The sequence below is a fragment of the Chryseobacterium cupriresistens genome, assembly GCF_046614675.1.
Classification (GTDB): Bacteria; Bacteroidota; Bacteroidia; order Flavobacteriales; family Weeksellaceae; genus Chryseobacterium; species Chryseobacterium cupriresistens.
In genome coordinates this window covers 71,062-94,912 of sequence record NZ_JBKKJT010000013.1, presented here as the reverse complement: position 1 = coordinate 94,912, position 23,851 = coordinate 71,062, and the positions used below count along the sequence as shown (strand labels likewise).

The window sequence follows — 23,851 nt, the reverse complement described above, 5'->3', positions numbered from 1 at the left end:
GAATAAAGAAGTGAGGACATTTCTAAAGCACAATATACTTCCTGAGTTATTTAGCCAAAACTGTTCTCTCACCCCTTTTGCTTTGTATGTAAATTTATTCTTTTGCAAACATAGGAGCCAAAACTTATTTAATTAAAAGACTGTGAATGTTCAAATCCCAGGTCATTCGCCTTTTTACTTTTTCGCCTTATTTCCCATATAAAATGTCAGCTTCCCTCCATTCATAATTTCAGAATGCTTTAATGTAAAGTTTTTAATTTCATTTCCATTCAAAAGAACCTTCTGAACATACATATTTTCCGGGCTTTGGTTGATCGCTTCAATTTCAAAAATTTTTCCGTTTTCCAGATTCAGTACAGCGTGATCAATCGCCGGGCTCCCGATAGAATAGTTCTCTGATCCAGGAGCTACAGGATAGAAACCTAATGAACTCAGAATATACCATGCGCTCATTTGCCCGGCATCATCATTTCCGCCCAATCCGTCCGGTGTTGCTTTATACTGCATTTCCAGAATACGACGGATTTGTGCCTGTGCTTTCCATGGCTGTCCGGCCCAGTTGTAGAAATAAGCAACATGGTGAGCAGGTTCATTTCCGTGAACATATCCACCAATAATTCCTTCACGGGTAATATCTTCAGTGTCTGCAAAGAATTCATCAGGTAAATGCATGGTGAACAGCTCATCCAGTTTGGATGCGAATTTTTTCTTTCCGCCCATCATCGTGATCAGTTCATCGGGATTTTGCGGGACAAAGAAACTGTAGTTCCATGAGTTTCCTTCAATAAAGCCCTGCCCATGGGTACTTAATACATCAAAATCCTTTTTAAAGCTTCCATCTGCCAGACGCGGACGCATAAACCCGATGGTTTTGTCAAAGTTATTTTTCCAGTTCTCAGAACGTTTGATAAACTGATTGTAGATTTCTGTTTTGTTTAAATGTTTTGCCAGTTGAGCAATCGCCCAGTCATCATAGGCATATTCCAAGGTATTGGAAACTGAAGTTCCGTTTTTCTCGGCCGGAATATATCCAAGGTCAATATATTGTCCTATGCCTTCGTAATCTCTTTTATTTGCTGTTTCTATACATGCTTTCAAAGCTTCCTCAGGATCACCCGTATAATTTCCTTTAATAATAGCATCAGCCACTACACTTACACTGTGATAACCGCTCATACACCAGTTGTCATTGGCGTAATGTGACCAGATCGGCAGCATTTTCATAGAAAACTGATTGTAATGAGCCATCATGGATTTTACCATGTCACCATTTCGTTTAGGCTGGATGATATTAAAAAATGGATGGAGTGTACGGTAAGTATCCCACAAAGAGAAGGTTGTGTAATTGGTAAAACCATCCGCTTTGTGAACATTTTGATCCAACCCTTTATATTCTCCATTGACGTCCATATAAGTGGTGGGATTGATAAAGGTGTGGTACATTGCTGTATAGAAATTGATCTTTTCTGTATCAGAACCTCTAATGACAATTTTATTTAATTCCTTATTCCAGTTGTCCTGGGCTTGTATTTTAGCCTGATCGAAGGTTATACTTCCTGCTTCTTTTTCCAGGTTTTCCAGAGCATTGGTCTGGCTTACCGGAGAAATGGCCAATTTTACTTCAATCGCTTCATTTTCATTGGTATCAAAATCAAAATACATTTTCAGGTTCTTTCCTGCCATCTCCGGGAAGTTTTTATTTTGGTCGAATTTTCTCCAGAATCCTTTGTAAACCTGCTTTTCGTCATAGTTTTGCTGACCGTAAGATTTAAAAGGTTTTGAAAACTTCATGGCGAAATAAACCGTTCTGGTTCTTGCCCAGCCATTGGTCTGCCGATAACCTGTGATGGTATTTCCGTTTTCTACACGAACGTATGTCCATACATTTTTCCCATCATAATTGTAAATGCCGGCCATCAGATCCAGAATAATGTGAGCCTGGTCAGATTTTGGGAAAGTATAACGGTGAATTCCGACTCTGGGAGTTGCTGTCAGCTCTGCCAGAATATTGTGGTCATCCAGTTTTACTTTATAATATCCGGCTTCTGCAGTTTCGTTCTGGTGTGAAAATCTGCTTCTGTAGCCGTTTTCAGGATTAGCTGCTGTTCCGGGATTCAACTGAAGTTTTCCAACAGTAGGCATTACCAGAAAATCTCCCAGATCAGAATGTCCTGTACCGCTGAAATGGGTAGAGCTGAATCCCACTATGGTTTTATCTTCATAACGGTAGCCGGCGCAGTATTTGTAAACCTCACCATTATATTTTCCATTGAGTTCATAGGAAATGGTGTCTGTTTCAGGGCTTAGCTGTACGGCACCAAAAGGAACGGTGGCTCCCGGATAAGTATGTCCCATCTTTTCAGTTCCGATCAGAGGATTGACATATTGTATTAATTTTTCAAATTTTTGGGCATGAAAGTTTGCACTTAAAAATGCTAGAGAAAGAAAAACAATAGACTTGCGATTTTTCATTAATGACAATTTTTCAAAGTTTAAAATTAATTAAAATCATCATTTTCTGTTGTGTTTTTAAAGTAGTTAAGGGCTATTTATTCTTTTTCAGAAAAACGGAAACCTATTCCATGAAGGTTTTCTATTAAAATGTTCTGTTCTGCAGCCAGTACCTTCCTCAGCCGGGAAATAAAAACATCGAGGCTTCGTCCCATAAAATAATCATCATCACCCCAGATGGCCTTTAGAATTTCCTGCCTTTTAACCACCAGATTTTTATGGCGGATAAAATATAAAAGAAGATCAGATTCTCTTTGGGTAAGGGTAATATTGTTTTCCGCACCTTTCAGGGTGTAATTTTTTGGATCAAAATCATATTTGCCCACTTTATATTGTAGAGGGGAAGTATCCGATTTCTTAGTGCGTTTCAGAAAAACTTCAATTTTCAACATCAGTTCTTCAATACTGAACGGTTTTACCAGATAATCATCAGCTCCAATTTTAAGCCCTTTAATTCTATCTTCTTTTAAAGCTTTTGCAGAGATAAAAATAATCGGAACCTCAGCATTTTTACTGCGGATTCGCTGTGCCACCTCAAATCCGTTCATGCCAGGCATCATAATATCCAGAAGGCAGATATCAAAATCCTGGCTGTTAAATGCTTCCAACGCAGATTCTCCATCAGAATAACAGCTGATATCATAATAACTTTCCAGACTGTCTTCCACCAGAAAAGCTATTGTTTTATCATCTTCGGCATATAAAATTTTAGATTTCTCCATACTTACACATGATTAATTTGAAAACGGAAAGAAGAGCGTTGTAGTAATTCCTTTGTCTTCATTATTCTCTACAGAAATTTTCCAATGATGCTGCTGAACTACTTTTTTTACATAAAATAATCCCAGTCCGAAACCATTTACTTCTTCACTTCTTTTGGTATGTACCCGATAAAACTTTTCAAAAATATGAGGAATATTTTTAGCAGGAATTCCCATTCCGTTGTCTTTAAACTTTAAATATAAGCCTTTTGAATCTTTATAAGCTGAAATTTTAATCACAGGCTTTGTTTCACAATACTTGATGGAATTATCCAGCAGGTTGTAAATGATATTCGTAAAGTGAAATTCATCTGCCATTACCGAAGTACTGTTTTCAATATCGATTTCGATGCTGAGATCTTTATTTTTGTGCTGTATATTATCTGCAATCTCTTGAATAAAAGGTTGTAACAGGATTTTTTGAGGTTTTAATGATAGTCCGGCTGCATCGTTCTTCGCAATATTCAATATTTTCTCAATGTGGCTATTGAGCTTGTGGCTTTGATTGATGATAATGGATGTATAGGTCTGCAGTTTGGAATTATCCTGTACCAGTTCCTGTTTATTAAGCGCTTCTGATGCTAACAGGATGGAGGATAAAGGTGTTTTAAACTCATGAGTCATATTATTGATAAAATCACGCTGCAGCTCCGAGAACTTCTTCTGCTGAATGATCGTATAAATAGAATATACATACACCAAAAGGATGATGATAAGGGCAAATGTAAGGAGATACCAGAATCTTAATGAACTGATCAGGTAAGTGGTTTTATCAGGAAATCGTATGGAAAAATAGTAGATCAGATTTTTATGCTTCGGAAAATTAATGATCTTATTGCCTGGGCTTTCCTGATGGGTCGTCATATACTTTCCATATACCATTTTATCGCTGTGGCAATTGTATAATGCATACACGTAATCTGTATTGATCTGAAAGCGGGTAAATTCTGTCTTCAGATAATATTCAAGCACAACAGGGTGAAATTCATTGTTGATATTAACCACATAATAGTCATTGGCAATATTCTGTACAGGATTTTCGGTGTAGGATGTCTTTCCTCCTGAGAGTTTTTCTGCGACTTCCATTAAGGCAATATTGACCTTTTGGTTAAACTTTTTATCTTCAAGATTATAAGCCTGTATCGTCCACATCAATTGTGCTATTAAAATTCCGATAATAGCGACGAATCCCAGCGTGATAATAATATTGAGTCTTTTTATTTTCATTTCCTGAAACAATATTATCCAAAAATATCTATTTATCTTTTACTATTAACAACTCATTAACAAATGTTAGACAGCGGTTAACAAGCCATAATCATTGTCTGCTTTACATTTGTCATATAGAAGAACATAGTCAGTTTCAAATATTAAAATATATACTCATGAAAAAATTAAAAATTACAGCTCTTTTAGCCGTGTTGGCGTTCTCTCCGTTTTATGCGAATGTATTGACAACAGATGCTCCATCTATCGTAAAAATGGTTGCTGATGCTATTAAATGGAAATCAGAATCTATCGATGTAGGAAATATTCCTCAGGGTAAACCAAAATTGATCAGATTTGAATTTACAAACACAAGTTCAAAACCAATCATTATTCAGAATGTAGCTCCTTCATGCGGATGTACAACTGCTGATTACACAAAAACTCCTATCCAGCCAGGAAAAAAAGGATTTGTGGAAGCCAGCTATAACGCAGCAACAGTAGGGCCATTTATGAAGACAGTAAATGTTACTACCAGCGACAGCAAAACTCCTAAAACACTTTCTTTCAAAGGAGTGGTAGCTTCTTAATATATCGTTTTAACAAATAGAAATAGCCTGGTAATTGTTATCAGGCTATTTTCTTTTTTGAATAGTTTATTTATAAAGGCGCCTAATCTTTATGAAACCGCAAAAGGCACAAAAGCTTTCATTTTGTCCGCTTAAGTAAGTTTAAAATAATGCCGGAGAAAAGTTCAAATAAGATGAAAATCTTTGATGTACTTATTTACATAGAGCTTGGCTCTAAAAACTTAAGGATTTAAAACTTTTATGTCTTTTGGGGTTAAAAATCATGAATGTAAAAGTTGAGAGAGCTTCTATGTGAAGAATAATTATTTGTAGCATTATTTATCAACCTATTTTACAGGATTGCATTTCAATATTTATTATTTTTAAGAAAAAATATTTTATGAGTCTATATACACAACCTATGCTGCGCGAAGGTGCACTAAAAGATAAAGTAGCGATTGTTACAGGAGGCGGGAGCGGTCTTGGAAAAGCGATGACTAAATACTTTCTTGAACTGGGCGCCAAAGTAGTGATCACTTCCAGAAACCTGGAAAAATTACAGGGAACAGCTAAGGATCTGGAAGAGGAAACAGGAGGCAAGGTGCTTTGTGTAGCTTGTGATGTAAGAAACTGGGATGAGGTGGAAGCCATGAAAGAAGCAACTCTGAAAGAATTCGGAAAGATTGATATTTTGTTGAATAATGCAGCCGGAAACTTCATTTCTCCCACAGAAAAACTGACTCACTCTGCTTTTGACTCCATTCTCGATATTGTTTTAAAAGGAACGAAAAACTGTACCCTTTCCGTAGGAAAACACTGGATAGATTCTAAAACTCCCGGAACAGTACTGAATATCGTAACCACTTACGCATGGACAGGTTCAGCCTATGTTGTACCGTCTGCCTGTGCAAAAGCAGGAGTGCTGGCGATGACCAGATCATTAGCGGTTGAATGGGCAAAATACGGAATCCGTTTCAATGCTATTGCACCAGGACCTTTCCCTACGAAAGGAGCTTGGGACAGACTTCTTCCCGGGGATCTGCAGGAGAAATTTGATATGAAGAAAAAAGTTCCGTTGAGAAGAGTGGGAGAACATCAGGAGCTTGCCAACCTTGCGGCTTATCTGGTTTCCGATTATTCAGCGTATATGAATGGGGAAGTGGTAACTATTGATGGTGGAGAATGGCTTCAGGGAGCCGGAGAATTCAATATGCTTGAAGCAATTCCTAAAGAAATGTGGGATGCTTTGGAAGCAATGATTAAAGCCAAAAAATCGAATTAAATTAAACTTATATTAAAAAAACTCCCGGATGTGTAACAAATCCGGGAGTTTTTTTTACCTATACACTAAATAATACTTTTTCAAATGAATTTTAAACTTCCAACCCTTGTTTCGACGCTTGCAGTTGTCCTCTTTTCAGGATCTGCATATGCACAGCAAACTCCGAAATACGATTATGTAGAAGCATTTAAGCCGTTCTTTTATCCGCAGACAGGCACAGCTACCCGTTCTGCAAGCGGACAGCCGGGACATGCTTACTGGCAGAATTCAGCAGATTATCATTTGAACGTCAGCCTGAATGAAGATAAAAAAGAAATTACCGGTACAGCCCAGATTACCTATACCAACAACAGTCCTGACAAATTAGGTTTTCTCTGGCTGCAGCTGGATCAGAATCTGTTTGCAAAAGATTCCAGAGGAAATGGAGTAGTTCCGCTCTCCGGGAGCAGAAACGGAGCTCATGGTGAAGAATTTAACGGTGGATATACCATTAAATCAGTCAAACTGGATGGTAAGAAAGATGTAAAATACACCGTTACCGATACAAGAATGCAGATTGATCTTCCCAAAGAGCTGAAAGCCAATGGAGGTGTGGCAAAGATAGAAATAGAATATTCTTTTATTTCTCCTGAGTATGGTTCAGATAGAATGGGAGTTCAGGATACTAAAAACGGTAAGATATTTACCATCGCACAGTGGTATCCGAGAATGTGCGTGTATGATGATGTGATGGGATGGAATACGCTTCCTTACCTTGGAGCTTCAGAGTTTTATTTAGAATATGGAAATATTACAGCCAATATTACTGTTCCTGCCAGTCATTATGTCGTAGCATCCGGAGAACTTCTGAATGAGAAAGAAGTGTACAGCAAAGAAGAAATCAACAGATGGGATGAGGCAAGAAACAGTGATAAAACGGTAATGATCCGCCCTGAGTCTGAAATCGGTAAAAATAAAACTTCAGGAACAAAGACCTGGAAATTTAAAATTAATCAGACAAGAGATTTTGCATGGGCATCATCTGCAGGATTTATTTTAGATGCAGCAAAAATCAATTTACCCAGTGGAAAGAAATCTTTAGCTATTTCTGCTTATCCAGTAGAAAGTGCTGGTGAAAAAGCATGGGGAAGATCTACAGAATATACGAAAGCGGCCATAGAACATTATTCAAAAAAATGGTATGAATACACCTATCCGGCTGCCACCAATGTAGCAGGAAACGAAGGTGGAATGGAATATCCGGGAATTGTTTTCTGTCATATGGATTCCAAAGGGGAAGATCTTTGGGGCGTTACCGACCACGAGTTCGGACACAACTGGTTCCCTATGATCGTAGGATCTAATGAAAGATTATTTGCATGGATGGATGAAGGATTTAATACTTTTATCAACGGACTTTCCACCGAAGCTTTTAATAAAGGAGAATATTACCGTAAACCGAATCTGGCAAGATCAGGAATGTATTTGCTGACTGACAGTCTGGAGCCTGTAATGGTAGGTCCTGATAATATGAAAGAAAGAAGTATCGGAGCGTTGGCTTACTATAAACCGGGAACAGGATTAGATGTTTTAAGAGAAGCAATTCTCGGACCTGAAAAGTTTGACAAAGCATTCAGAACCTATATAGATCGCTGGGCATTCAAACATCCGACACCATGGGATTTCTTCCACACAATGGAAAATGTTTCCGGAGAAGAACTGAACTGGTTCTGGAGAGGATGGTTCTTTAATAAATGGAAAATTGATCAGGCTGTTAAAAACGTACAATATGTCAACGGAGACTTTAAAAACGGCGTTCAGATTACGGTTGAAAATATTGGCCAGCTGCCAATGCCAACAACTGTACAAATCAGATTCAAAGACGGAACAACACAGATGGTAAAAATTCCTGTTGAAGTTTGGAAAAGAAATACTGAATGGACATTCAAGGTAGAATCCAGCAAGGAAATTGATGAGGTGAAACTGGATCCGAATTCTGTTGTTCCGGATGTCAATCTGGAAAATAACAGCAAAAAGCCGGCATAGAAAAGGTGAATTTATTTAATTGGCGACTATATACAATTTTACGCCATTGTCATTCTGACGAAGGAAGAATCTCACATAAAACCTGGATTCTTCATTTCACTGTCTAAGCGTAAGCATATCCATGCAGCTTCATCAGCAACTTGTTGCTTTCTCAGCTTACTTAAAAATAATAATAGTTAATATGATCTTTGCGTCTATAAAATAAATATTTGCTATATATTACAAAAGCCTGAGCTTACCACCGTAAGTTCAGGCTTTTTATTTTTTAGGGTGTTTTTCCTGAACAAGTAGAGGGGTTCTCCTGAAATGTTTTGAAGGCCGGTGATCTAATTTTGTCCCACAATATTAATCAAAAACAAAAAACATGGAAACATTAAAATCGGTGCTTGAAGCAAGCCACGCCAAAAAAACAAAAAATGAGTTAATCGACCTTTTATCGGGAGTAGAAAAAATATTGACTCCGGCAGTCTATGAAAAAGTGTCAGGAATTGAAACTTCAGAACTGAGTTCATTGACGAATAAGGAATTGTTAGCCATTGTAGACGAGTTCAAAAAGAATTATGATGAAAAGTGGGAAAAATCTTTTTCCGGTGCCTCTTCTGAGATCATGAAACTGATTGCCGGTAGAATGGCTGCCGATGAAGAGATCTTCAGAACTTCAGATGCTGCCAATGCAGATTTTGCAGCAGAATTGGGAAGCATCGACTTTGCAACGATTATTGGCGGACCTTTGGATGCTTGTGTAAAAGCACAGTCCAATGCCTCAATTGCCACCGTTAATTTCATCAACGAAGTCGGGTTCGAACTTACAGATCCGGCCAATGCTGCCAGTCCTAAAAAACTGAGAATGGCAGAATTCAAATACAAAAAAAATATTCCGAACCCGGATTTTAAAGAAGATGAGCCGGTAAGTGCCACCAACCCTAAAATGATTCCGAACGACGTGGAAATTTCAGTGCCTTTTATTGCTTTGCTGAATGTTCCGAGCTTCAGAATTGAGACCTGTGAAGTAGACTTTAATGTGAAACTTAATTCTACATACACAAAAGACGTAAGTGATGAGTTCGGGATCAATGCCGGAGTGTCCGGTGGATGGGGACCTGTGAAATTCAAAGTGGATGTCTCCTATAAGAGAACTTCCAGTACAGGAATTAAAGTGGAAAAAGAATATTCTCTTGGGGTAAAAGTGCGTGCAACCAATGACGAAATGCCTGCAGGGCTTGAAAAAGTGCTTGGACTTCTTTCACAATAAAAGATTTTACGAAAGATGATAAAACTATCAGATTACCTGGATTATCTCAACAACGAGATAATTCAGGCTCGTAAAAAAGCAGATGAGAATGCGGTTCTTATTGCCAAAGAATATGCCCGCCATGAATATCTTAAGTATTTCAAGGTTCCGCGCTATGCTCTGCCTAGTGTAAAGATGGACATTCCGATTAAAATTACGGATATCGATTCAGATCCCAAATATAATTTTAAACTGAATGAAGATCAGTTTGTGACAGAAATAAATGAAAGAATCCGTCTGGTGAATAGGGAGAAGAAATTTAATATTCCCGAAATCAGCAAAAGACAGCTTCAGACTGAAGAATTCAGAACCCTGTTCAGCAAGCTGGAAAAGAATGATCAGAAATTCGGGAAACTTCCTGCCAATGAAGTGCTCAAGCTGGATCTCAGAAATAAAATGCAGCTTTTAAATTCAGGGATCTTCAGACCGCAGGAAGGAACAGAAGAAGAAACCGATGAACTGAAAGAAATTTTTTCAAAAGTTCTGCTGAATAAATATACGCTGGTGAATGCAAAGCTGAACAGCATTTACATAGATCCCAATACAAGTGCGGCAGAAGATAAAGACAAATTATTCATCAACCTGCATGTGGAAATGGAGGAGGAAGGAATCAGAATTGTGTCTTACAAAGATAAAGACGGCAACGAAATAGAACAGATAACTTTTGAGTAATGCAGGAACTTATTCACTTTACGGTACAGAAAATCAAAGAACTGCTGGAACAGTTCAATGAAGTTCAGGCTTTATACCTGTCAAAATCATTTGACTTTGATGCCCGGTTCGATGCGTTTCTCAACGAGGTTCTGGAGTATTTCCGTACCAAAGGAAACACCAGTCATGAATCTGAAGTGCTGAAGGTAATGAATATGATTTCTACCGTTAAAAGAGGCTTTAATCCTATTAAAATGGAAAAAATAATGACGGGAAGAAGAGAAATGCTTGCAGGATTCTCATTTAACGGAATGGAAAGTATTTATGATATTCTGATGGAAATATATGCCAGGGAAAATAAAAAACTTGATGAGGCGGAAGAACTTATTTCAGGAATCATTGTCTCATTATATCAAAATGGTATTCTGGATGATGAAAAGCTGAAGGACATGAATTCCGTGCCTAAAATTGAACGTTTCTGGACTTCACTGGCTGAACAGAATACAGCGATATCAGGAATTAATAAAAAGCTCAGACTGACCATTATTCCAGAGGATATTTTTCTTATTCTCGAAAAGATATTTCTGAAGTTAATTTAAAAAAGATCATTATGGAAACCGGAAGATATATTGTTCTGCTGCAGAACCAGCAGAAAAATGCACTCAAAAAAATTGAGAAAGAGCTGGAAGTGAGTATCACCTCTTCAGAATTTCTATCGAAAGAAAATCGTTCCTATGAAATCATTGATCAGGACAATGGTGTACTTTACAAAAATCTTGGTGTTCTGGTGGTGGAAAATATGGATGAAGACCAATTGAAAAGTGCTGTGAAAGATGAATCCAATTCTATTGTATACTACGAAAAAGAAAGGGAATTTTTTCCTGCAGATGAATTGCAATTGATTAATGAGCTTAAAAAGCAGTCGGCCGGGCTTGCAGAAAAAATCTCAGAACTTGAAAAATATATTACCAGCAAACCTTTACCTCAAAAATCATTCATTGAAATGGAATGGGGATTAAAAGCGATCGGACTGGAAAATGCCAGCTATACAGGAAAAGGTATTGATGTATGCATTCTTGATACCGGACTTGAAATTTCCCATCCGGATTTTTCCGCCGAAGTGATTGAAGGGAAATCTTTCATAGATGGTGAGGACTGGAACAGAGATCCAAACGGACATGGTACCCACTGTGCAGGAGTGGCTGCAGGAAATACAAGAAGTGATAACGGAAGACGTTACGGAATAGCTAAGGATTGCAACCTGAAAATAGCAAAAGTACTCGCAGATAATGGAAGAGGAACTACCAGCAGTGTCATTGATGCGATAGACTGGGCCATTTCGAAGAAATTCAGAATATTGTCTCTTTCACTAGCTTCTCCTGTGAAGTTTGATGATCAGCCGTCTGTTCTTTTTGAAACCATTGGAGAAAGAGCACTGGAAAATAACTGCCTTATTATCGCAGCAGCAGGAAATGATAGCAACAGACCACAGATTCCACAACCTGTTTCAATGCCGGCCAATTCAAAATCGATCATGGCTGTTGGAGCTATTGACGGACAAATGAAGATCGCCAGATTTTCAAACGCAGGTCTTAATCCATCTACAGGCGGAAACATCAATGTCTGTGCTCCCGGAGTAGATATTATCAGTTCCTATCCTAAAAATGCGAAGAACAAAAATAACCTGTACTATACAATGAGTGGTACCAGTATGGCCGCACCGCATGTTTCAGGGCTTGCAGCGTTGTATATGGAACAGTTTCCCGATAAATCGGCAAAAGAGATCTGGGAACTGATTGAAAACAAAGCAAGACCTGTTGAAGGGATAAAATACAGAGATATTGGAAATGGTTTAATACAGGTATACCTATGATCACTTATCTCGCAGTTTTAAAGAAAGATATAAATTTTAAAAGGCTTGAAGCTCTTCTCAAAAGTAAAGGCATAAAACTGGCCTCTCACTATAAAACCTTGGGAATTGTAAAACTTGAAAGTCAGCTGCCGGTTTTGGAGTCCGAATTTCAGGAATATTTTATATCTGTAGAAGAAGAAAAAGATAATTTAACAATATAATCACATCAATAAAGCTTTTCTGTCGCAGAGAAGTTTTATTTTTGTCTCTTAATGATAAAATAACATATGAATTTCAGATTTTCAATGGTGTTTCTGATGTTTTTTGCATTGGGATTTTCACAGGACCTTACCGTAATGAGTTTTAATATCAGACTGAATGTAGAGTCAGATAAAGACAATGCCTGGCCAAAAAGAAAGCAGGATGTTGCCGATTTACTGACGTATTATCATCCTGATTATTTCGGGGTACAGGAAGCGCTTCCGGAACAGATGAAAGATATTAAATCAGGATTAAAAAACTATGATTATATAGGAGTAGGAAGAGATGACGGCAAAGAGAAAGGAGAGTTTTCTGCCATCTTTTATGACACAAACAGACTTGAAGCAGTAAAATCAGGAACATTCTGGTTATCTGAAACTCCGGAAAAACCGTCAAAAGGCTGGGATGCGGCACTGAACAGGATCTGTACTTACGCCATATTTAAAGATAAAAAATCGAAGAAAAAATTCCTGGCAATGAATCTTCATTTTGATCATGTAGGAAATGTGGCAAGAGTAAAATCTTCGGAACTGATTCTGAAAAAAATCAAAGAACTGAATCCAAAAAACCTTCCGGTAACGCTGAGCGGAGATTTTAACCTGACAGATGATTCAGAACCGATTAAAATTCTTTCCCAGAATATGAAAGATACTTTCTATCATTCAGAGACGAAGCATTACGGCCCTGTAGGAACTTTCACCGCTTTTGATGTCAATACAGTCCCGAAAGACCGAATCGATTATATTTTTACACAAGGCTTTAAGATCAGATCTCACAGACATATCAATGACAGAAGAGAAAATCTTTTGTATCCGTCAGACCATTTTCCGGTGATCGTGAATCTTTCCCTATAAAAATCAATTGGTTGGAAAATCAATTTCAAATCCAATTCCTCTCAGGGATTGGATTTTTATTTGGGGATCATGGATGAAATATTTACGAAGCCTGCTGATAAACACATCAAGACTTCTTCCGGTAAAATAATCATTGGTTTCCCAGAGATTATCAAGAATATTATCTCTGGTGATGATCGTCCGGTTGTGTTTCAGAAGGTACAGCAGTAATTCCTGTTCCCGTATGGTCAATCGGGTATTCCCGTCAGGATGTGACAACAGAAGTTTGGTAGTATCCAGTGAAAACTCTCCTATTTTTATTTGGCTTTCCGTAACGGCGGGAAGTGTTCTTTTCAGAATATTTTTAATTCGTAAAACAAGTTCTTCAGGGTCGCAAGGCTTGGAAATATAATCGTCGGCACCTATTTTCAATCCGGTCAATCGGTCTATTTTTTGATTTTTAGCCGTTAAAAATAATAAAGGGAAATTACTTCTTTCCTTAATGATCATTTTCGCCAGAGAAAAGCCATCAATATTGGGCATCATCACATCCAGAATTCCTATCTGAAAGGGAAAATCAGCCTGAAACAATGGTACGATATCTTCCGGATTCTGAAACCAGCTGACTTCAAAATCTTCCAGTTCAAGATATTGTTTAAGAATCATTCCGAAATCCGGATCATCTTCTGCCAGAAGGATTTTAGTTTTCATAAGGAATTGATATTTTAAAAGTACTGCCTGTATGAAGCTGGCTGGAAACCTCTGTTTTACCACCATAACTGGTAATAATTTTTTTCACGAAATAAAGTCCCAGTCCCAGTCCTTTGCTATTGTGAATATTGTTATTCTGTATTCTGTAGAATTTTTCAAAAATACTATTCAGTTCTTTAGCCTCCATGCCCTGACCGTTGTCAGCAACTTCAATTTCCAATTGTTGAGAATTGTCGCGGATATGTATTGTAATAGCCGATGCTCCATATTTCACACTGTTTTCACAAAGGTTTTTAATGACTGTTTCCATCAGGTTTTTATCAAAAGGAAATTTTTGTGAAACGGTATTTTCGAGGTTAAAATCACAATTTGGGTAAGTAACGGAAAGATCCTGGATAAAAAAGTTCCAGTCCTCAGGTTGTATAGCAGTCATTTCATCCGGAATTTCATCCTTATGAAGTTGAAGCATAAGACTTTCGAGCCGGGAAATCTGTCTGTCTATAAGAGGCAGCGTATCAGGATTCCATTCCTTTTTTAATGCTTTGGAAGCTATTTTTAAAGTGGCAATAGGCGTTTTAAATTCATGCGAAATGTTATCCACAATGCTGTGGAGAACTTCCACCTGCTTCTGCTGCTGAATAAGATTTCTGATCGTGAAAATATAAAGCAGAAGAACTCCCGAAAGAAGAATAATACAGCATATAATCAATAAAGTAAGCTCCTTGAAAACAATACTTTTTATATTTCTGATCTCAAAATCGGTCTGGGTTTTAACAAGAAAAGTATTCTTTTTTTCAATATGCCCCTTATCCGAATCATTTCTTTTGGTACTGGAGGTTTCCCAGCTTCCGATACTCGCAATACGCGGCTTTTTGATCTTGTCTTTTGTCTCAAAAATAACAATAGGTTCGGTAATTACTTTTGAACTGTCCGGAAGATGTACAATAGAAAGATATCTTATTCTGGCCGAAATTTCGTAACCGTCTTTCTGATAACGGCTGTCAATATAATGAATCAGTCTTTCTCTGGCAGATTTCCTGTTTTCTATGAAATAGCGGAGAAAATCTTTTTTGCTGATCTCCTTATTATGATACTGTATGATGATTTCCTGAAGAGAGTCATCATTCCTTTCTTTTACTTCCTGTATATCTTCAAGATCGTCTGTGTAATTGGTAAGCCCGTCATTCACGGATCTGTAGATGTCTCTCTCTTTTACCTGATAGGTTTTATACATAAAATAAACCTGAATTCCCAGTAAAAGCAGGAACAGAGCGGCAAAAACCGAAATCAGAATTTTACTTTTGGCTATCATTAAAACAAAGATAAAACTTTAGCCATGTTCCGGGAATGATTATTTTATTATTAACCTTCCGTTAACCATAGTTTTGAATCTTCAAAAACAGTTTCATTTCTTTATCAGAAGCTGGTAATTTTATGACAGAAAAGATATTAACCCATCATTAACCTTCTATTAACCGTTTTTTTTCCAGTCAATATAGAATTTTGTACCCATAGAACAGAACAATTGTTTTTGTTTGAACGGATAAAAAAATAACCATGTATAAAATTCTTTTTCTTCTGTGTTTTCCAGCTTTGATTCTTGCCCAGCAACAAAAAACTGAAGGTACAGTGATGAACACCGAAAATGAAAAACTTTCTTTCGTAAAGGTAGAAGTATATAACGCTCAGAATGCATTGATCAAAGAATTAAAAACGGATGAACACGGGAAGTTTGTACTCCAGGGTATAGAAAAACAGGATGTAAAGCTGATAGTTAAAAATCAGGGATATTCTTTATTTGAGAAAAAATTGGATTTAAAAGAGCCTGAACCTCTGAATATCGTTCTTAAAAAAGAATCTCAGGAAATAGAAGGAATAGTCATGACGAAACGTAAGCCTTTGGTGAAAAGAAAGGTAGACCGTCTGGAATTTAATGTGGAAAACAGTAATATTTCTTCGCTCAATGCCTGGGAAATCCTGAAAAATACACCAGGTGTTACTATCAGCAACAGTGTATTGAGTGTAAAGGGAAATACCGGAATTCTGGTGACGATTAATGATAAAAAAGTAATGCTGACAGGGGATGAGCTTAAAAACCTTCTGGAGAATACACAGGGAGATGAAGTGAAATCTGTGGAAGTGATTACCAATCCACCTGCAAAATATGAAGCCTCAGGAAGCGCAGTACTGAATATCGTTCTGAAAAAGAATAAAATTGAAGGTTACCGTGGCATTCTCTCATCCAAATATGTACAGACACAATATGCGAAAGGCGTTTTCGGTCTTTCCCAATATTATAAAAAAGATAAACTTTCCATTATGGGGAGCTATTATAAAGGGCTGGGAACGTACTACCGGGAAGGAACAGATTATGTAAACTATCCGGAAAGCCAAACCCGATGGGTAAGTACAATGAACAGGAAGGATAAAAACAATAACCAGAATACCCTGAATTTTAATGTGGAATATGAACTGGACAGCCTGACCAATCTTAGCCTCAACTACTCAGGGTATTTTTCTCCAAAATCCTTCGGAACCTACAATGTTCCTACGCTGATCTTTAACCAGCAGGATAGGGTAGAATCTGATTATACTACCATCAATGATCATCGCTCACGTTCCATCAATAACTCTGTAAGTTTTCAGATAGACAGGAAAATCAATAAGAAAAGCAGCCTTTCCTGGATCAATTATTTTACCGGAAATAATGCCGATAAATATCAGAATGTAATCACCTATCTGAATTTTGCAGGGCAACCTCCCAAAGAAGATAATTTCCTTACCCGGAATAAAGCAGATGTTCAGCTATATTCTACCCAATTCGATTACCAATGGAAAGGGGATAAACTGGAACTAGAATCGGGGATTAAGTATAGTTTTGTAAAAACCAGCAGTCAACTTGATTTCTCTGATAACGAGAACGGAACACTACAATACAGACCGGAAAAAAGCAGTATTTTTGATTATAAAGAACACAATTTTGCCTTGTATTCTTCATTAACCTACAATATCGGGAAGTGGAATTTCAAGGGAGGTCTTCGTGCGGAAATGACAGATCTTGAAGGTGTGGTTTCAGAACCTTATGAACTGAATAAAAGTAATTATTGGAAATTCTTTCCCACTTTTTATGCACAGTACACGACAGAAAATAAACAGGAATTCGGGTTCTCCTATGGGAAAAGAATCAGCAGACCATCCTATTCATGGCTGAATCCTGCAAAATCTTACTACAATCTGTTTTCCTATTATCAGGGAGATCCCAAATTAAAAGCAACGATTACCCACAATCTCAATCTTACTTATTCATGGAAAGACTGGAATCTGGATTTGTACTATAGAAAAGAAATTTATCCGTCCATGGAAATTTCCTATCAGGAACCAAGTACTAACAGTTTGATCTATTATTTTACCAATATTGAGAAAGGAGAGGCTTTCGGATTAAGCTTTTATAAAAATTTCCAGGTGAAACCATGGTGGAATATCATCCTTTCTGAAAACCTTGAACACAATGAAAATTATTTCACAGGAGTTGATAGAATGCTGTATAAAAATAAAGTCTGGAACTGGGTTTCAAACATTTCAACAAGCTTTACGCTCGATAAAAACAGCGACTGGAAAATGGAAATGGGACACCGCTACTATTCTCCCGGCATACAGGGAACATTCAGGATATCTTCTCTATGGTCGGCTTATTTTGTAATGAACAGGAAATTCTTTAGTAAAAAACTGGAAGCCAGCCTTATTTTTAGCGATATTTTCAGATCCACAGAACAGAAGGTCAGTACAAAATATGCAAATCAGGATAATTATTTTCTTGATTATACCGATACTCAGGGAGTAACATTTTCATTGAAATTCAACTTTGGAAATCAATCAGTTAAAAATGCCAAAACAATTAAAAAAACAGCCGAACAAGATAGATTGTAGAATATTTTAATATAAAAGTTAATCACGGTAAAATATTATTGTGAAAGAATGGTCGTCTGATGGCACATTTTCGTTATTTTTGATGCCTATCTTTAAAGAGATCGCTATGAAGAAAATTTTTTCCGGAATGCTGATCGCAGTTTCTTTACTGCAGCTGTCAGCTCAGGAATTGTATATGCCGAGGAATATCAAAAAAGCGTATGAAAGAGGTACACGTGATATCTCCGGAGCACCAGGGAAAAACTACTGGCAGAATAAAGGAGTGTATAATGTAGAGGTGAAAATAGATGCTGCTACAAAAGTGGTTTCCGGAAAAGAAACCATTATTTATACCAACAACAGTCCGGATAACCTGAATGAACTGGCTATACGATTTGTGAATAACCTTCACAAACCACAGTCGCCAAGATCAGGATTTGTATCCAAAGATTTCCTTTCATCCGGGCTGAAAATTAAATCTTTTACAGTAAACAATGTAAAATATGAGATCAACAGTGATGACTGGAGTACTGTTGAAAAAGTAAAATTAAAATCAGCCCTGAAATCCAAATCAAAAGCTGAGGTTAAAATAGAGTGGGAATATCCATTGTCGGTTCAGAGTGGAAGAGAAGGACAGATTGATCCTGAAACATTCTATGTGGCATATTCTTTTCCAAGGATTTCCGTGTATGATGATTACAACGGATGGGATATGCTTCAACACTCAGACAGACAGGAGTTTTATAATGATTTCAATGATTACAGTTTTGCCATCACAGCACCGAAAAATTATGTAGTCTGGGCAACCGGTGATTTTCTGAATCCGGAAGCTGTGCTTCAGCCTCAATATTTAAAAAGATATAAAGCTTCCCTGAAAAGTGATAAGCTGATGCATATTGCCACAGAACAGGAAATGAAGTCCGGTAAAGTAACCAAACAGAATAAATGGAATGTCTGGAAATTTAAAGCCAGCCATATTACAGATTTCTGTTTTGCCATGAGTAACCATTATGTATGGGATGCCGCCAGCGTTCAGTTAAAAACAAAAAGAGCCAGCGTTCAGGCAGGATATAAAAACGGAGCTAAAGATTTTGAACATTATGTAGACTGGATGCGTTACAACCTGGATTGGTTCTCGAAAAACTGGCCAGGCGTAGAATATCCTTATAACGTAATGACGGCTATCCAGGGATACGCAGATATGGAATATCCTATGATGATTAATGATACCAGTATTCCTGATGATCTTAATGATGCAAGGCTTACGGCAGATCATGAAATTGCCCATACCTACTTCCCTTTTTATATGGGAATCAATGAGACCAGATATGCATTTATGGATGAAGGCTGGGCAACCACGCTGGAATATCTTATAGGGATTGATGAAAACGGAGAAGCTGCTGCCAGAGAATTTTATAAAAACTTCCGTGTTAAAAAATGGATCAATGATCCTTCTGCAGAGCAGGATCAACCGATAATTACCATGAGTACGCAGGTAAGCGGTGCCGGATATGGAAACAACTCCTATGTAAAATCTTCATTGTCTTATCTGGCGCTGAAAGATTATCTGGGAGATGAACTCTTCAAAAAAGCATTACACCATTATATGGACAACTGGAACGGGAAGCATCCTGTGCCATGGGATTATTTCAATTCTATGAATACGGGATCAGGAAAAAATCTGAACTGGTTCTTCCATAATTGGTTTTATACCAATAATTATATAGATTTAAAAGTAACAGGAGCATCCCAGATGAATGACATGCTTACCATCAACGTAGCGAATGTAGGAGGTTTTGCCATTCCGTTTGATGCCATTCTGTCTTATGATGATGGAACGACAGAAAAAATCCATTTTTCACCTTCAGTATGGGAAAAAGACCAGAAACTGACCGATCTAGTCATTCCTATTAAGAAGAAGATAAAATCGGTACAGCTGGACGGAGATATCTTTATGGATTATACTCCGGATGACAACCGTAAAAACTTATAAAAGTAAAGCCTTCAGATTCTGGAGGCTTTCTTGCTTTAAAAATAGGCTGTCAATCGTAAACCTAGCGTGATATAATTGATTTTTTCTTTAGCAATCAGGTTGTTCAGTTCCTGATCCAGTTCAGCACTTTCCTTAATTTCATAGCTGAAGTAATAACGAATGGTGGAGTTGATCTGATTGTAATCCGTATAGAAAGTAAGACCTAATCCCGGATTAAACTTATAAGTCATAGAAGCACCTGTATTCCATCGGAAAGCTGGTTTTGGTTTATATCTGGCTATTTGGAGCTCATGGTTGGGAGCATCGATGTCCTCTCCCTTTACAAATACTTTTCCAGTGGCAGTAGCGGCATATCCTCCGGTAATTTTTAAAGTAAGCTGCCATTTATCTGATATTTCATGGGAAAAATAAGGCCCAATGCCTGCAGAAAGGAATCCCATAGATTGTGTTTTGATTTCATGATCACCAAAATCCTGCCCGTCATCTAATGTTATTCTTTGAGATTTAATAGGGAAGCTGCTGAAAGATACATCGGCACCCACACCCCATTTTTTTGAAAAGAAATAAGCGCCTTCCAGTCCGCCCTCAAAACCGATTTGTTTTTTATCATCCAGTTCAGATTCCCTCAGGAAGTTAGTGGTACCAAACGCGGTTCCCATTTTTAAAGAAAGAAAGGATGGATAGTCGTTACCCTGTATTCTGGATAAGATGCTTAAATTATCACCCTTGTTTTTATAAATTTTGTCAATAAAAAAATACCCCAGTTCTGTTGATATAATTCCGATACCTGCACCGGCGAGAATATCCGGAACCCAGTGTCTGTTATTTAAATTTCGTCCAAGTCCCGTAAGGGTAGCAGAACCATATCCGGCAATACTGTAGGCCGGATTCACCAAACCATATTCTTTGTGTAGAAATGTGGCATTGGTAAAAGCCATTGCGGCATGCCCTGATGGGAAAGAGTTGTTTTTGGATCCATCGGGACGTTCCACTTTTGCTGTATATTTAATAGAGTTGACTAAAATAGCCATGATGGCTAAGCTGGTTCCATAGGATAAGGTAGCCCGTCCTATATTGTTACGCCCTTTTACACCTGCCAGTTTTAATCCATAGACTGCAGCAGCAGGAGCGTATTGCAGATAATCATCATATTTTACTTTGAAGTTGGGAAGGTACCGGTTTCTTACCTCGCGAATATTCTCTTTTTCTCCCCATGTTGCTGCGGCTGCCGTAAAAAGTAGAGCTGGAGCCACCGATTTTTTCACCCATTCTTTTTGGAAAAAAGGAGTTTTCTCCTGAATTGTATACCCTGAATTGATAAGTGCCAGATCTTCCTTGAGATTTCGGGATGGGATAGTATCCTGTGCTTTAATACAGGATAATTGCAATAGTATTCCTGATGCTAATGCTATTTTTTTCATCGTAGTGGTGTTGAATTTAAATTGCGTAAAAGTATTAAAAAAATCTATCCCAAAAATTGAGATAGACTATTTTAATATTTTTATAATATTTCTAAGCAATCCGGCTGATTATCTTAATCCTGCTCTTGGTCCCGATGCTGATACTACAGCCTGCATTCTGGTTTTTTGGTTGGCAGAGAACATAAACATAGATTTGTCATCTACATAATCCATATAATTCATAAACATCTGAGAACGGCTTACACCTCCACAAATTCTGTTTAGAGGGTAGGTGGGATTTCCATAATTAGGGCCGGGAGATGTAGGAGTATCATTAGAGTAATCTGTCTGGCAGCCTGTGTCTGATGATCCCCAAAGGTGTGGAAGGTTCAGGTAATGTCCTACTTCATGGGTTACTGTTCTTCCTAAATTAAACGGAGCTGAAGCACCTGTTTTTCCTATATACTGATAGCCTATTACAAGACCGTCATACCATTGTCCTGCATGTTCAGGATAATAAGCGTAGCCCAGTGTTCCAGGTTGATTGTTTTCGTCAAGAATTGAATTTACAACCCAGATATTCAGGTTTTTATTGACATCAGTTGCATCAATTCCTCCGGTGCTGGCTTTTTTCATTTGTTCAAGATCAGATCTCCAGCCTGTTTTTGAACTCTGTTTACGGTTGGTTGCAACTAATTTGAAACGGATTTTTACATCACCTGCTGCTGCAGGCTGAAATGCAGAAGGAATTTTCGTAACATCAGAATTGGTGCCTCCGTAATCGGCATTAAGAACAGCAATTTGTTCTGCAATTCTTGTGTCAGAAACATTTTGAGTAGAAGTGTTATAGATGACATTAAAAACTACCGGGATCTCAACAGTTCCGTCTGCAAGAACTTTTCCCACTTTAAGGTTTTCTGCAAATTTTTCAGTACCGGATTCAATATCCGCTATTTTCTTTTGTAGCGCTGGATTTTTCAAAAGCATTGCTTGTCTGATTTCTTCTGAAGGGCAGCTTCTTTTAAGAGCACTTGGAACAGAATTTTCCTGATCCGCAGGTGTTTCATTTTGAGTGGTTAAACTGTCGGTGTTACATGCCGACATAAAGCCCAGGACCAGGGCTCCCATTAAGAATTTTTTCATATCGTTATAATATAATTTGGTTGAGGGTGTGAAATTATATTATTTGTGATTAATATGCAAATTATTCATTGAAAAAGGTAGAGGAATTTTAAATTGTATAGCATTTGCTTGAATTAAATGCAAATAAAATGATATTTAATTGAATTTTAGTTAAAATTAATTGTTTTATTTATATTTAATAATCAATCGGATTTTATGTGTGAATAATTTCATGTTTTTATTGTTTTTTATAGGATATTTTATACAAACGGAGTGTTGCTGAAACTGAAAAGGGATTTAATTTCAGGAGATAGATAGAATAAAAAAATCTATCTCAATTTGAGATAGATCCTAAGTTTGTCAATATTTAAATTTTAATATACTCTCAATCCGGATCTTGCACCAGAAGAAGCTACTACAGACTGCATTCTTGTTTTTTGTCCTGCAGAGAACATAAACATTGCTGCATCATCTACATAATCCATGTAATTCATAAACATTACAGATCTCTGTACACCGCTGCAAGTATTATATAGCGGGTATGAAGGTTTTCCGTAATTTGCTGTAGTTTGTGTAGGAGTGTCACTTACCTGGTCATTTCCACAATTAGCATCTCCCCAGATGTGTCTTAAGTTTAAGTAGTGGCCTACTTCATGTGTTGCTGTTCTTCCCAGGTTGAAAGGTGAAGAAGCTCCTGTCTTTCCAAAATATGGAGCAGCAATTACAACACCGTCATTCCATAGACCTGCAGATTCAGGGAATGTTGCATACCCAAGAATGGTACGTCCCTGGCTGGTCATTTTACCTACAACCCATAAATTTAAATAATTGGTAGGATTAGTAGCATCAATTCCTCCTTTAGATGCTTTTTTCATATCATCATTGGTAGCCCATCCGGTTTTTGTGGTAGATTTTCTAACAGTATTTACCAGTCTGAATTTTACTTTTGTGTCACCGGAACTTACAGCCTGGAATTCAGTCGGAATTTTGCTGGCATCAGTGTTAGTACCGGAATAGTCAGCATTTAATACTGCAATTTGTTCAGCAATTCTTGCATCAGAAACGTTTTCAGCTGTAGTTCTGTATATAACATTCACTACAACCGGGATTTCTACAGTACCATCAGCTAAAACTTTTCCAAATTTTACATCATTGGCGAACTTTTCTGTGTTGGTTTCTAATGCTGCAAATCTTTGTTGGAGTTCAGCACTTCTTTTCAATGCTTCCTGTCTGATTTCCTCAGACGCACAGCCCCTTTGAGCAAAACCTGCAGTTGTTGCTGCTTCGTCAGTTGTGTTTTCATTTTGATTAGTAACGCTGTCAGTGTTACATGCAGACATTACAGTGAGCATAAAAGCTCCAAATAATAGTTTTTTCATATCAAAATCATTTAGGTTGAGGATGTGAAATTATATTATTTGAAATTAATATGCAAATAATTTGTAATTTAATTGATATATTGTTAATAATTAGTCCT

Annotated in this window: 19 protein-coding genes; 11 read left to right on the top strand and 8 right to left on the bottom strand. The window is 37.4% G+C overall.

Annotated features, from left to right (window positions below; translation table 11 throughout):
- Positions 1 to 174: 174 nt before the first annotated feature.
- From ACLI50_RS22100 to ACLI50_RS22090, 3 genes are all read right to left on the bottom strand, one after another.
- Positions 175 to 2,472, bottom strand: coding sequence for a GH92 family glycosyl hydrolase (locus ACLI50_RS22100; RefSeq protein ID WP_411414648.1), 2,298 nt, complete (start codon positions 2,470 to 2,472; stop codon positions 175 to 177).
- A 77-nt stretch (positions 2,473 to 2,549) separates the two neighbouring features.
- A complete protein-coding gene (locus ACLI50_RS22095; RefSeq protein ID WP_343641109.1) occupies positions 2,550 to 3,233 on the bottom strand; it encodes a response regulator transcription factor in 684 nt (227 codons plus the stop codon).
- 12 nt (positions 3,234 to 3,245) lie between these two features.
- Positions 3,246 to 4,499, bottom strand: coding sequence for a sensor histidine kinase (locus tag ACLI50_RS22090; protein WP_202840440.1), 1,254 nt, complete (start codon positions 4,497 to 4,499; stop codon positions 3,246 to 3,248).
- A 158-nt stretch (positions 4,500 to 4,657) separates the two neighbouring features.
- On the opposite strand from ACLI50_RS22090, the gene ACLI50_RS22085 reads away from it, so the two are divergent.
- The 9 genes from ACLI50_RS22085 to ACLI50_RS22045 all read left to right on the top strand — a co-directional run bounded on the left by ACLI50_RS22085 (position 4,658) and on the right by ACLI50_RS22045 (position 13,263).
- Positions 4,658 to 5,068, top strand: coding sequence for a DUF1573 domain-containing protein (locus ACLI50_RS22085; protein WP_202840441.1), 411 nt, complete (start codon positions 4,658 to 4,660; stop codon positions 5,066 to 5,068).
- 379 nt (positions 5,069 to 5,447) lie between these two features.
- Positions 5,448 to 6,329 carry an SDR family oxidoreductase gene (locus ACLI50_RS22080; RefSeq protein ID WP_343641114.1) on the top strand — a complete coding sequence of 294 codons (882 nt, stop codon included), beginning with the start codon at positions 5,448 to 5,450 and terminating at the stop codon, positions 6,327 to 6,329.
- A gap of 84 nt (positions 6,330 to 6,413) precedes the next feature.
- Positions 6,414 to 8,354, top strand: coding sequence for a M1 family metallopeptidase (locus ACLI50_RS22075; protein WP_411414647.1), 1,941 nt, complete (start codon positions 6,414 to 6,416; stop codon positions 8,352 to 8,354).
- 364 nt (positions 8,355 to 8,718) lie between these two features.
- Positions 8,719 to 9,606 (top strand): DUF2589 domain-containing protein, encoded by an 888-nt coding sequence (locus ACLI50_RS22070; protein WP_411414646.1) that lies wholly within the window; start codon positions 8,719 to 8,721, stop codon positions 9,604 to 9,606.
- A gap of 15 nt (positions 9,607 to 9,621) precedes the next feature.
- Positions 9,622 to 10,317 carry a hypothetical protein gene (locus ACLI50_RS22065; protein ID WP_202840446.1) on the top strand — a complete coding sequence of 232 codons (696 nt, stop codon included), beginning with the start codon at positions 9,622 to 9,624 and terminating at the stop codon, positions 10,315 to 10,317.
- A complete protein-coding gene (locus ACLI50_RS22060) occupies positions 10,317 to 10,895 on the top strand; it encodes a hypothetical protein (protein WP_202840447.1) in 579 nt (192 codons plus the stop codon). The genes ACLI50_RS22065 and ACLI50_RS22060 overlap by 1 nt, the downstream gene beginning before the upstream one ends.
- A gap of 11 nt (positions 10,896 to 10,906) precedes the next feature.
- Positions 10,907 to 12,169: a S8 family peptidase gene (locus ACLI50_RS22055; protein ID WP_202840448.1), complete on the top strand. Its 1,263-nt coding sequence runs from the start codon at positions 10,907 to 10,909 to the stop codon at positions 12,167 to 12,169.
- Positions 12,166 to 12,369, top strand: coding sequence for a hypothetical protein (locus ACLI50_RS22050; RefSeq protein ID WP_202840449.1), 204 nt, complete (start codon positions 12,166 to 12,168; stop codon positions 12,367 to 12,369). Before ACLI50_RS22055 ends, ACLI50_RS22050 begins: the two co-directional genes overlap by 4 nt.
- A 66-nt stretch (positions 12,370 to 12,435) precedes the next feature.
- Positions 12,436 to 13,263 (top strand): endonuclease/exonuclease/phosphatase family protein, encoded by an 828-nt coding sequence (locus ACLI50_RS22045; RefSeq protein WP_202840451.1) that lies wholly within the window; start codon positions 12,436 to 12,438, stop codon positions 13,261 to 13,263.
- Positions 13,264 to 13,266: 3 nt separating this feature from the next.
- Here the strand turns inward: ACLI50_RS22045 and ACLI50_RS22040 are convergent, their stop codons facing one another.
- Together ACLI50_RS22040 and ACLI50_RS22035 are read right to left on the bottom strand one after the other, a co-directional pair.
- A complete protein-coding gene (locus tag ACLI50_RS22040) occupies positions 13,267 to 13,953 on the bottom strand; it encodes a response regulator transcription factor (protein WP_202840453.1) in 687 nt (228 codons plus the stop codon).
- Positions 13,943 to 15,265, bottom strand: a complete 1,323-nt coding sequence (locus tag ACLI50_RS22035) for a sensor histidine kinase (protein ID WP_411414645.1) — start codon at positions 15,263 to 15,265, stop codon at positions 13,943 to 13,945. Before ACLI50_RS22035 ends, ACLI50_RS22040 begins: the two co-directional genes overlap by 11 nt.
- Before the next feature lie 245 nt (positions 15,266 to 15,510).
- Between ACLI50_RS22035 and ACLI50_RS22030 the strand changes: the two genes are divergently transcribed.
- Positions 15,511 to 17,880 (top strand): outer membrane beta-barrel protein, encoded by a 2,370-nt coding sequence (locus tag ACLI50_RS22030; protein ID WP_411414644.1) that lies wholly within the window; start codon positions 15,511 to 15,513, stop codon positions 17,878 to 17,880.
- Positions 17,881 to 17,986: 106 nt separating this feature from the next.
- The gene (locus ACLI50_RS22025) at positions 17,987 to 19,852 is read left to right on the top strand and encodes a M1 family metallopeptidase (protein ID WP_202840460.1); all 1,866 of its coding nucleotides are present in this window, start codon (positions 17,987 to 17,989) and stop codon (positions 19,850 to 19,852) included.
- Positions 19,853 to 19,887: 35 nt separating this feature from the next.
- Here ACLI50_RS22025 and ACLI50_RS22020 read toward each other — a convergent pair whose 3' ends face one another.
- From ACLI50_RS22020 to ACLI50_RS22010, 3 genes are all read right to left on the bottom strand, one after another.
- Positions 19,888 to 21,273, bottom strand: a complete 1,386-nt coding sequence (locus ACLI50_RS22020; protein WP_411414643.1) for a phosphatase PAP2 family protein — start codon at positions 21,271 to 21,273, stop codon at positions 19,888 to 19,890.
- 108 nt (positions 21,274 to 21,381) lie between these two features.
- Positions 21,382 to 22,395: a zinc metalloprotease gene (locus ACLI50_RS22015; protein WP_110010661.1), complete on the bottom strand. Its 1,014-nt coding sequence runs from the start codon at positions 22,393 to 22,395 to the stop codon at positions 21,382 to 21,384.
- Between the two features lie 353 nt (positions 22,396 to 22,748).
- Entirely contained in the window at positions 22,749 to 23,753 is a 1,005-nt protein-coding gene (locus tag ACLI50_RS22010) for a zinc metalloprotease (protein ID WP_411414642.1), read from the bottom strand.
- Between the last annotated feature and the right edge of the window lie 98 nt (positions 23,754 to 23,851).